This is a genomic window from Arthrobacter sp. ISL-30, assembly GCF_018613855.1.
In the GTDB taxonomy this organism is placed as follows: domain Bacteria; phylum Actinomycetota; class Actinomycetes; order Actinomycetales; family Micrococcaceae; genus Arthrobacter.
Genome location: NZ_JAGGPK010000050.1, coordinates 77,127 through 87,262 on the forward strand (window position 1 = coordinate 77,127; position 10,136 = coordinate 87,262).

Annotated in this window: 8 protein-coding genes; 4 read left to right on the top strand and 4 right to left on the bottom strand. The window is 61.8% G+C overall.

What is annotated here, in order from left to right; genetic code table 11:
* Positions 1-13 precede the first annotated feature (13 nt).
* The 4 genes from J7E82_RS18330 to J7E82_RS18345 all read right to left on the bottom strand — a co-directional run bounded on the left by J7E82_RS18330 (position 14) and on the right by J7E82_RS18345 (position 4,965).
* Positions 14-1,435 carry a GntP family transporter gene (locus J7E82_RS18330; RefSeq protein ID WP_214865229.1) on the bottom strand — a complete coding sequence of 474 codons (1,422 nt, stop codon included), beginning with the start codon at positions 1,433-1,435 and terminating at the stop codon, positions 14-16.
* Between the two features lie 104 nt (positions 1,436-1,539).
* A complete protein-coding gene (locus J7E82_RS18335) occupies positions 1,540-2,439 on the bottom strand; it encodes an NAD(P)-dependent oxidoreductase (RefSeq protein WP_214865231.1) in 900 nt (299 codons plus the stop codon).
* 41 nt (positions 2,440-2,480) lie between these two features.
* On the bottom strand, positions 2,481-4,049 hold the full coding sequence (locus J7E82_RS18340) for a four-carbon acid sugar kinase family protein (protein ID WP_214865233.1): 1,569 nt from the start codon (positions 4,047-4,049) through the stop codon (positions 2,481-2,483).
* 181 nt (positions 4,050-4,230) lie between these two features.
* A complete protein-coding gene (locus tag J7E82_RS18345; RefSeq protein ID WP_214865236.1) occupies positions 4,231-4,965 on the bottom strand; it encodes a DUF4386 domain-containing protein in 735 nt (244 codons plus the stop codon).
* A gap of 133 nt (positions 4,966-5,098) precedes the next feature.
* On the opposite strand from J7E82_RS18345, the gene J7E82_RS18350 reads away from it, so the two are divergent.
* The 4 genes from J7E82_RS18350 (at position 5,099) to mmsB (ending at position 10,079) form a co-directional block, all read left to right on the top strand.
* On the top strand, positions 5,099-5,815 hold the full coding sequence (locus J7E82_RS18350) for a TetR/AcrR family transcriptional regulator (protein WP_214865238.1): 717 nt from the start codon (positions 5,099-5,101) through the stop codon (positions 5,813-5,815).
* A gap of 215 nt (positions 5,816-6,030) precedes the next feature.
* Positions 6,031-7,155: a multiple monosaccharide ABC transporter substrate-binding protein gene (gene chvE, locus J7E82_RS18355; protein ID WP_214865240.1), complete on the top strand. Its 1,125-nt coding sequence runs from the start codon at positions 6,031-6,033 to the stop codon at positions 7,153-7,155.
* Between the two features lie 105 nt (positions 7,156-7,260).
* On the top strand, positions 7,261-8,790 hold the full coding sequence (gene mmsA / locus J7E82_RS18360) for a multiple monosaccharide ABC transporter ATP-binding protein (RefSeq protein ID WP_214865242.1): 1,530 nt from the start codon (positions 7,261-7,263) through the stop codon (positions 8,788-8,790).
* Positions 8,791-8,795: 5 nt separating this feature from the next.
* Positions 8,796-10,079: a multiple monosaccharide ABC transporter permease gene (gene mmsB, locus J7E82_RS18365; protein WP_214865244.1), complete on the top strand. Its 1,284-nt coding sequence runs from the start codon at positions 8,796-8,798 to the stop codon at positions 10,077-10,079.
* The last annotated feature ends 57 nt before the right edge of the window (positions 10,080-10,136 follow it).

The window sequence follows — 10,136 nt, forward strand, 5'->3', positions numbered from 1 at the left end:
AGGTTGGCGCGCATCAGACGCTCAGGCCTCCCACCAGGACCCAGGCAACGTAGGTCAGTGCGAAACCGGCGAGGCCAAGGATGGTGGTAAGGACAGTCCAGGTTTTGAGGCCATCGGCTACAGACAATCCCAAGTAGCGGGTCACGATCCAGAAACCGGAGTCGTTGACGTGGCTCAGGCCGAAGGCTCCAAAGCCGATCGCCAGCAGGATCAGGGCGACCTGCACGGGTGAGAAACCGCCGTCGGCTACAGCTGCGGCGAGCAGGCCCGACGTCGTGATGATCGCTACCGTGGCCGAACCCTGGGAGGCACGGAGGATCGCCGCGAGGACGAAGGCCATGAGGATGATCGGGAGCCCGGCGGTCTGAAGGCCTTCAGCAAGCGCCTTGCCGATACCCGAAACGGTCAGCACCTTGCCGAAAACACCACCGGCTCCGGTAACCAGAATGACGATTGCGGTGGGAGCCAGCGCGGAGTCCATCACTTCACCGGTGTGCTGTGAGGACCAGCCGCGGCGGATGCCCAGGAAGTAGTATGCCAGACCCAGGGCCGCGAGGAGGGCGATGAGCGGGGCACCGATGAAGGCGGCAACGCTCGAAGCGAAGGAATCCTTGGGGAGGACCACAGCGCCAACGGTTCCCACCATGATCATGAGGATCGGGAGAACGATGAGCGTGATGATCATGGCCGGGCTCGGCGCAGTCTTGACAGGGGTCTTGACGGCAACCCTGGAGCCACCGGCGGGGGCATCGTCCTTCTCAACGTCGGATTGGCCCGTGCCGAAGAGGCGGAACTGCTCCGCGGTGGCCGGGAGCATGGGGTATTCGCGGCGGTTCAGTTTGCGGGCGACGAAGTAGCCCAGGACACCCACGGGAATGCAGATGAGGAGACCAAGCATGGTGACCCAGCCGATGTCTGCCTTCAGGATTCCGGCGCCGCCCACCACACCGGGGTGCGGGGGGATAACAACATGAATGGCCAGCATGATGGCACCGACAGGGAGGCCGATCTTGATGGGGTTAACGCCTGCGGCCTTGGAGAAGCCGTAAATGATGGGGATGAGGATGATGAATCCGACGTCGAAGAACACCGGAATCGCAAGCAGGAACGCGGCTGCGGTGAGGGCCGCAATCACGCGGCGCGGACCCAGCAGCTGGGTGAACTTGCCGGCCAGGGCCTGGGCTCCGCCGGAGACCTCGATCATCTTGCCCAGCATGGCGCCGAGGCCTACGAGGATGGCCACGGAGCCCAGCGTGCCGCCCATGCCTTCAGTGACGGTCTTGATGATGTCGGGCAGCGGGATGCCGGCCACCAGTGCAACGGCCACGCTGACAACCAGCAGGGCCAGGAATGCCGGGATCCTGAACTTGATCACGGCGAGCAGCAACACGGCCACGCCGGCTACGGCTATGGCCAGAAGAGCGAGTGCGCTCATGGTGTGTCTCCTTTGACAAGCCAATCTCTTTGAGACTAGCCGATGGGTGGACCGGCGACGACGGAAGGGGACCGCCGTCGTCGGCCCTGGTTGTTGGGTTGTAACTAAGCGATGCGCTTCGTGGGCGCGACTACCTTGATGACGGCTGAGTCGTCGGCGGCGGCGAGGCCCTGGGCCTGGCCGAGGAGGTAAAGCTGTTCGGCAGCGGCTGCGACGGGAGCGGCCAGGCCTGCGGCGCGCGTGGCCTTGCCGACGATGCCCATGTCCTTGACGAAGATGTCCAGGCGGCTGAGGACTTCGGCGCCGTCCTCCGTGTAGGCCTCGAGGATGCGGGGGCCGCGGTTGGAGAGCATGAATGAACCGGCGGCGCCTGCCTCAAGCGCGGCGAGGGTCTTGGCCTGGTCCAGGCCGAGGGCATCCGCCAGGGCAAGCGCTTCGGCGGCCGCCGCGATGTGCACTCCGCACAGGAGTTGGTTGACGGTCTTCAGGGCCTGGCCGTCGCCGGGCTTGTCGCCGACGACGGTGAGGGTTGAGGCCAGCAGTTCCAGGACGGGGCGGGCGGCTTCGAGGGCGACGGGAGCGGCGCCGACCACGATCAGCAGGTCGCCTTCGCCGGCGCGCTTGGGGCCGCCGGACAGCGGCGCGTCCACGAGCTGGACGCCGAACTCGGCGAGGCGCTCGACGGTGGCGGGAATCGCTTCGGTGCCGACCGTGCTGGTGAGGATGACGACGGCGCCTGGCTTCAGCACGGAGGCCACGCCGTTCTCGCCGAAGAGGACATCGTTCAGCTGTTCGCCGTTGCGGACGGCCAGCAGCAGTGCGTCGGTGTCCTGGGTAGCCTTGCGGGCGGAGTCGAATGTGCGGACGCCGGCCTGTTCAGCAAGTCGAAGGCGGGGCTCAGCGATGTCGAAGCCGTGGACGGTCAGCTGGCTGGCGAGGCGAGTGGCCATCGGAAGCCCCATGGCTCCGAGACCAAGGACGGTGACGGTGTAATTGCTGGACATGGTGTTCTCCATTGAATTCATTGGGGTGTTGAGTTTGATGGCTATTGCGCCAGCACCGGCCAGCGGCTGCTGAGTTTGTGCGTCACTTGGGCCAGGGATTCGTCGTCACCGACGTTGCCGGCAAACACGATGTATGGGATGCCCTTGGCAGGTCCGTCCACCGGCTCCCAGAGGGAAACGATGCCCGGAAGCATGGGACCTCGGGCGATCGCATGGCGGATTTCCAGGCCATGGGCCGCGACATCGGAGGAGGTGATGCCACCCTTGGCGATGACGAAGCGCGGGGGGAACGTCTTCAGCGTGCGGTTCACCAGGGCGACGACGGCGGCCGATACGGTCCGGGCGATCCGCAGGCTTTCAGCGGCGTCGTCGGTCTTGATGAGGAGGCGGCTCGTGTGGACGATCACGTCGCCCTCACGGAGGGCTTCAACCACGTTGTCAACCATGCGGTCAAGGTAGGCGGAAGCGTCAGCTGTTTCGGTTTCGGCGGCTGTTTCGGTTTCGGCGGCGAGTAGTTCCTCAACGCTGATCTCGATGATTTTTGCAGCACCGTGCTGTGCGGTGAGGGCGTTCAACTGGCGGGTGGTCACGCCAACGTGGGAGCCGACAACGATCAAGCCGCCGGCTTCGGACGGGGTGTTACCCTCGTAGGCCTCTTCGCCGCTGAGCTCGCTGCGGATTTCCTGGCCCATGCGGGCCCGAACAAAGGGCGGGCCGACGCGGTAGAGCAGCTTCTTGCCGCGGCGTTCGGCTTCCTCCAAGCCCAAGGCGAGGGCGCGGAGATCGTTTTCGGTCACGATGTCCGCCACGATCGGGGTGGAATCGGTGGCGCCTTCGATGGCATCGGCAATCGCCCTGGCGGAGATCGCAGGGTCCCCGGCGGAGCCATCCACGCCAATGCCGGCCGAACGGATGATCCCCAGGTCCAGGACGATGACGTCGTCGGCAGCGAAACGCCCCTTCGACTTCTCCTCCACGTACTTGGCCATCTCTGAGTTGGTGAAGCCAAAACTCGCATCCTTGGCGAATTCCGTCTCGGCAACCGGGGTGAGCTTACCGGCGTCATCACCTGTTCCGCGCATGTAGTGGACCCCGCCGATGGTGACGCGGCCAGCGTCGGGGAAGGCAGGGACAATGACGACGCCGTCTGTCGCCTCGCCGCCGACCGCTTTGACGGTGGCCGCGATGACGTCGGGCTCCAGGGGGTAATGACCGCGCAGGGTCGAATCGCTGCGACTGACGAATCCGACACGAACGGTAGAACCGGCGGCCTCGGCAGCAGCTGCGGCTGAAAGGGCGTTGCGAACGATTTCTTCGTTGCGGGCGCCAGCCTCGGCGGGATCAAGGCTACGGGTGTTGGTCAGGACGTAAACGGCGGGTTTGCAGCCGGTCTCGGCAATATGGCTGAAGGCCCAGGCGAAGTCGGCCACATCCCAGCGCGTCAGCACCGGAAGGTTCGAAACGGACTGGGTGCCGGTGGGGTCGTCGTCGAGGACAACAAGAATGCGAGGGGAAGCGGCCGAGGACTCCGTAACGGCATCAGCTACCAGCTGAGCGGGGATCCGTACTTCCGCCGGGAAGGCGGCCAGGACATCGGCTTCAAGGATCACTGTTCACTCCATCGTGGGGACTCTACGTTGCTGAGAGATATGTAAGATGTCAGACATCTAACAAATCCAGTGTGACATAGGTCCCTTGTGTGCGCAAGATCGAAATTGGAGGAACCCTTGCGCCAGCAGGAGCGCCGGAGGGCCCTTCGCCGTCAGGAGGAGCGCCGGAGGGCCCAGTAGGTTAGGGAGCCGGAGAAATGGACTCCACACCCACATTGCGACGGCTCGCGTCCGCCTTATCCAAGGGTCTGAACCCTTTGGCGATAAGCCAAACGGCGAGGCTGACCTCCCAGGCAAATATCGGCAGCGCCGCAATGGATCCCCAGACGGAAAGCTGCTCATACAGTCCAAACATCACTGCTGTTGCCGATCCGAAAATAAGGGCACCCCCAACGAGTCCCAACGTGGCGATGACCCTTGGCACGAGCCCAGAGCTGTACATGAGGTACGCCAACACAAGGGTGTTCGCTCCCAGGAGCAGGCCGGGCCCCATCAGGAAAGTCCAGTCATGGAACGCCACCAAGGCTCGGCCGACAGTTGAGAGAGTGGTGGAGTCAGTGCCAGCAGCTTCCGCCGCCCCGAGATCCTGGCGCAACGTCACTCCTGACAGGACACTAATGATGCCGACGACAATAACGGCGGCCTCCAGAAGCCGGCCACAAACATAGCCCATGGCAGCTGCCGCGTTCTGCTTCTTGAGGATGGGATAGAGGGTGGCCCCGGTAGCAACGATCGCGATAGCAAGGAAAACCTCCATCATGGCTCCCCAAAAAACGCGGGCATCGGAGCCGGAGCCTGTGATGTAGTCGGCGCCATTGAGGACAGGGGCATAGAGAGCGAGCCCCGCAATTGCGGTGACCTCGGTGATAAGGAAGAACACTCCCGTGGCTACCGCGGTCCTTCTTGCTGACTTCATGGGTTTCCTCTTTCAACAATGCATCTGATTCAAGCGAGATGGTGTAGGCGTACACCTCATGCTGAGGTAGGTATACGCCGTACACTTGTCAAGGGAAGACGGCATCACAATTTACTCAGGGAGGGAGCTGCGGATGGTTCAACAAGTGGAGGCCTCACGGGCGGCGCTGAGCCGAGACCGGGTGCTGCAGGCCGCCGTCGCTCTTGCGGATACGGCAGGGATCGATTCAGTGAGCATGCGCAAGCTCAGCCAGGAGCTGGGGGTCGTGCCGATGGCCCTGTATAAGCATGTGGCCAACAAAGAAGAGCTGCTGGACGGCATGGTGGACGTCGTCGTCGGTGAAATCGACCCGCCACGCCGCCACGCTGATTGGAAAAGCCCTGCCGACTGGAAGAGCGCGGTTCGGCAAAGGATTCTCGCAGCGCGAAGAACGCTCCTGCGACATCCCTGGGCGTCCCGGGTAATCGAGTCACGACGCTCGCCCACGCCCGTTGTGCTGGAGTATATGGACTCGATGATTGCCATGTTCCGGGACGGTGGCTTCTCCATTGACCTGACCCATCACGTGATGCATGCCCTGGGCAGCCGCATGCTGGGGTTTACGCAGGAGTTGTTCGACGACTCCCAGAGGCTTGCCCCGAATGCGCAGGCTGCTGGCCTCGTCGAGATGGCGGGGAGATATCCCCATTTGGTTGAGCTGGCCATGGCAGCAGCTCATGAGGCGGACTCGGTTGTAGGCTCAGGCTGTGACGATCAGTTCGAATTTGAGTTCGCACTGGATCTTCAGCTGGACGGATTCGAAAGACTCCGGCAGCAGGGATGGTCCAGCAAGGCTCCTACCCCTTCCTAACGCTCCGCCTAGCGCTTCCTGACTCGTAGAGGCACGCGCCACTCCGACGGTGTACTAAAAAAATCACAAAAAATCACAAAAGAACACTTGTTAGCGTTCACACGGCCATCTATATTTAGCATGATGCACATCAGTGATGAGCACAGGTCTGAAAGCACAGATGCTTCTCGGCCCAACAACAGTTCGCGGCGAAGTTGCCGCGGAAGGAGAACATCGTGAGAATCAAAAAACTCCTGGGCACCGTTGCGGTGGTCCTGACCCTGGCGGTAGGAGCCACAGGCTGCGGCACCCGCGGAGGCGGCGGTGAAGCCGGCAGCACCGCGAACCCCAGTGACTCGCTGGTCGGGATTTCGATGCCGACCCAGACGTCTGAGCGTTGGATCGCCGACGGCGGCAACGTTGAGAAGTCATTGAAGGACCTCGGCTACAAGACCGACCTTCAGTTTGCCAACGACGACATCCCCACCCAGGTCTCGCAAATCGAAAACATGCTGACCAAGGGCGCCAAGGCCCTCATCATCGCGGCCATCGACGGCACCACGTTGACCGATGTCCTGGCTAAGGCCAAGGAGCAGAACGTCAAGGTCATCGCGTACGACCGCCTGATCAACGGCACACCGAACGTTGACTACTACACCACCTTCGACAACTACACCGTAGGCGTGCAGCAGGCCACCTCGTTGCTGACCGGTCTGGGACTTGTGGATGCGAGCGGCAAAAAGGTAGAGGGCAAGGGCCCCTTCAATGTCGAACTCTTCGCCGGCAGCCCGGATGACAACAACGCCAACTTCTTCTGGACCGGCGCCATGGACACCCTCAAGCCGTACCTCGACGCAGGAACGCTCAAGGTTCCCAGCGGACAGACTAATTTCGAACAGGCAGCAATCCTGCGCTGGCAGGCACCCGTCGCCCAGAAGCGCACGGAGGACATCCTCACCTCGGCCTACAGCTCCGGCACAAAGCTCGACGGCGTGCTGTCCCCCTACGATGGCCTTTCCATCGGCATCATCTCGGCCCTGACCAGCACCGGTGGCTACGCCAAGGGAAACCTCCCCATCGTCACCGGCCAAGACGCTGAGAAGGGCTCCGTGAAGTCCATCATCGCCGGCGAGCAGTACTCCACCATCTTCAAGGACACCCGCCAGCTCGGCTCCCAGGCCGTGAAGATGGTTGACGCCGTACTCAAGGGCAACGAGCCTGAGGTTAACGACACCAAGACCTACAACAACAAGGTCAAGGTAGTCCCGGCCTACCTCCTCAAGTCCGTGATCATCACGAAGGACAACTACAAGCAGGAACTCATCGACTCCGGCTACTACACCGAAGCCGACGTCAAGTAACAGCAGTGCCTCGTTGTGGCCCGGCAGCACGCCGGGCCACAACGTTTCCCTCGGCCGCCGAATCCTCGTGTCGGCCAAGTTTCAACCAGTCAGCGGGAATTGACGATGAACGTACCCATTCTTCAAATGCGAGGAATAACAAAGACCTTTCCGGGAGTAAAGGCACTCCAGGATGTCACCCTTGATGTGAATCGCGGCGAAGTCCATGCCATCTGCGGCGAGAATGGAGCAGGTAAGTCGACCTTGATGAAGGTGCTGTCCGGTGTGTATCCGCACAACACTTTCGACGGCGAGATCCTGTTCGAGAACGAGCTGTGCGACTTTTCCAGCATCTCGGACAGCGAGAAGCGCGGCATTGTGATAATCCACCAGGAACTGGCCCTCAGCCCCTACCTGTCCATTGCCGAAAACATCTACCTGGGCAACGAACAAGCCAAGCGGGGGTGGGTCGACTGGCGCAAGACCAACCTCGAGGCCGCGAAGCTCCTGGCCCGCGTGGGACTGGATGAGAACCCGGTGACGCCGGTCCAGCACATCAGCGTTGGAAAGCAGCAGCTCGTTGAAATCGCCAAGGCACTTTCAAAAGAGGTGAAGCTGCTCATCCTCGACGAGCCGACCGCCGCGCTCAACGACGAGGACTCCGGCCACCTGCTGGACCTGATCCTGCATCTGAAGGGCCAGGGCGTCACGAGCATCATCATCAGCCACAAACTCAACGAAATCCGACGCGTGGCCGACGCCGTCACCATTATCCGTGACGGTAAGACCATCGAAACCCTGCGGATGGATGAGGGCCAGATCACCCAGGAGCGCATCATTCGTGGCATGGTGGGCCGGGACCTGGAAAGCCTCTACCCTGACCGGACTCCGAATATCGGCGAGGAGGTCCTCCGTATTGAGGACTGGAGCGTCCAGCATCCCCAGGATCATTCCCGCATTGTGGTGCATAACGCCAGCCTGAACGTTCGCAAGGGTGAAGTGGTCGGCTTGGCAGGACTCATGGGGGCGGGCCGGACCGAACTGGCCATGAGCGTCTTCGGCCGAAGCTACGGCCACGCCATCTCCGGCAAGGTCTACAAGTACGGCAAGGAAATAAGCACCCACACGGTTCACGACGCCATCCAGCACGGGATTGCCTATGCGACCGAAGACCGCAAGCACTACGGGCTGAACCTTATCGAGGACATCAAGCGCAACATCTCGATGGCCGCCCTCCGCAAACTCGTTAAGCGCGGCTGGGTAGACAAAAACGAGGAAACAATCGTCGCCAACCACTACCGGCAAAGCATGAACATCAAAGCTCCATCGGTGGCCGCCATTACGGGAAAACTCTCCGGCGGGAACCAGCAGAAAGTGGTGCTGAGCAAGTGGATGTTCTCTGATCCTGACGTGCTCATCCTGGATGAACCGACGCGGGGCATCGATGTCGGCGCGAAGTTCGAGATCTACACCATCATCGCGAGGCTGGCAGCCGAAGGAAAAGCTGTCATCGTGATCTCCTCGGAATTGCCCGAACTCCTCGGCATTTGCGACAGGATCTACACCCTGTCCGCAGGCCATGTCACCGGTGAAGTTCCCATCGCAGAGGCTTCCCAGGAGACCCTTATGCACTACATGACCAAAGAAAAGGAATAGCGAACATGTCCGCCCTACGAGAATCCCTGGGATTCCTGACCAGTCGCCTCCGCCAGGTCGGCATCTTCGTCGCCCTGATCCTTATCGTCCTTCTTTTCCAGGTGCTGACCAACGGCATCCTCCTTCAACCACAAAACGTAACCAACCTCGTGGTCCAGAACAGCTACATCCTGATCCTGGCCATCGGCATGGTCATGGTAATCATCGCCGGCCATATTGACCTTTCGGTTGGCTCCATCGCCGGATTCATCGGCGCCGTGGCTGGCGTCATGATCGTGCACTGGGGCTGGGCCTGGTGGCTCGCTATCCCGGCCTGCCTGCTCGTCGGTGCCCTGGTGGGCGCCTGGCAGGGCTACTGGATCGCCTACGTGGGTATCCCGGCCTTCATCGTCACGCTGGCAGGCATGCTGATCTTCCGCGGATTGACGCTGATTACCCTCAAAAACCAGCAGATCACCCCGTTCCCGAGCGAGCTGCGGGCCCTGGGCGGCGGATTCCTCCCTGACATCTCCGGAGGTACCTCCGTTCTTGAATGGCTGACTGTCATCCTTGGTGTGGGAGCCACAGCTGCGCTGCTGATCCAATCCATCAAGGAACGCCGCATCCGGCGCAAGTTCAACCTTGAGAACGAACCCATGGCATGGTTCGCCACCAAGACCGCCTTCATTGCCCTGCTGATGCTGATCATCACGTTCCTGCTGGCCAGCTACCGCGGCACGCCGATCGTCCTCATCGTCCTCGCCGCGCTCGTGATCATCTACACCGCGCTCATGAACAACAGCGTGTTCGGCAGGCACACCTACGCTATTGGCGGCAACCTCCACGCCGCAGAACTCTCCGGCGTGAAGACAAAGGCCGTCACGTTCCGGCTGTTCGTCAACATGGGTGTCCTGGCCGCCTTGGCCGGGCTGGTCTTCACCGCGCGACTGAACTCCGCCCAGCCTGCCGGCGGCACCGGCTTCGAACTGGACTCCATCGCCGCAGCCTTTATTGGCGGCGCCGCCGTCCAGGGCGGCATTGGAACCGTTGCCGGGGCAATGATCGGAGGCCTCATCATGGGCGTCCTGAACAACGGCATGTCCATCCTCGGCCTCGGTACTGACTACCAGCAGCTCATCAAGGGCCTCGTCCTCCTCTTGGCAGTCGGCTTCGACATCTTCAACAAGAACCGGACCGGAACCGGCGGCGGCTCTGTGATCGGCAAGCGCTTCAAGTGGAAGACCCCGCCTGCAGCCACCGAGAAGAGCCCCACCGCGGCTGCGGAACAGGTTGAAGTCAGCACCAAATAGCCAACGACTAGTCCGAAAATGAGGTGGGCCAGTGTGTGGTGTGGGCAGGGTTGAGTG

Coding starts and splice junctions, on each gene's coding strand:
- mmsB (WP_214865244.1), top strand. CDS start 8,796: ATGTCCGCCCTACGAGAATCCCTGGGATTCCTGACCAGTCGCCTCCGC.
- mmsA (WP_214865242.1), top strand. CDS start 7,261: ATGAACGTACCCATTCTTCAAATGCGAGGAATAACAAAGACCTTTCCG.
- J7E82_RS18330 (WP_214865229.1), bottom strand. CDS start 1,435: ATGAGCGCACTCGCTCTTCTGGCCATAGCCGTAGCCGGCGTGGCCGTG.
- J7E82_RS18335 (WP_214865231.1), bottom strand. CDS start 2,439: ATGTCCAGCAATTACACCGTCACCGTCCTTGGTCTCGGAGCCATGGGG.
- J7E82_RS18350 (WP_214865238.1), top strand. CDS start 5,099: ATGGTTCAACAAGTGGAGGCCTCACGGGCGGCGCTGAGCCGAGACCGG.
- J7E82_RS18345 (WP_214865236.1), bottom strand. CDS start 4,965: ATGAAGTCAGCAAGAAGGACCGCGGTAGCCACGGGAGTGTTCTTCCTT.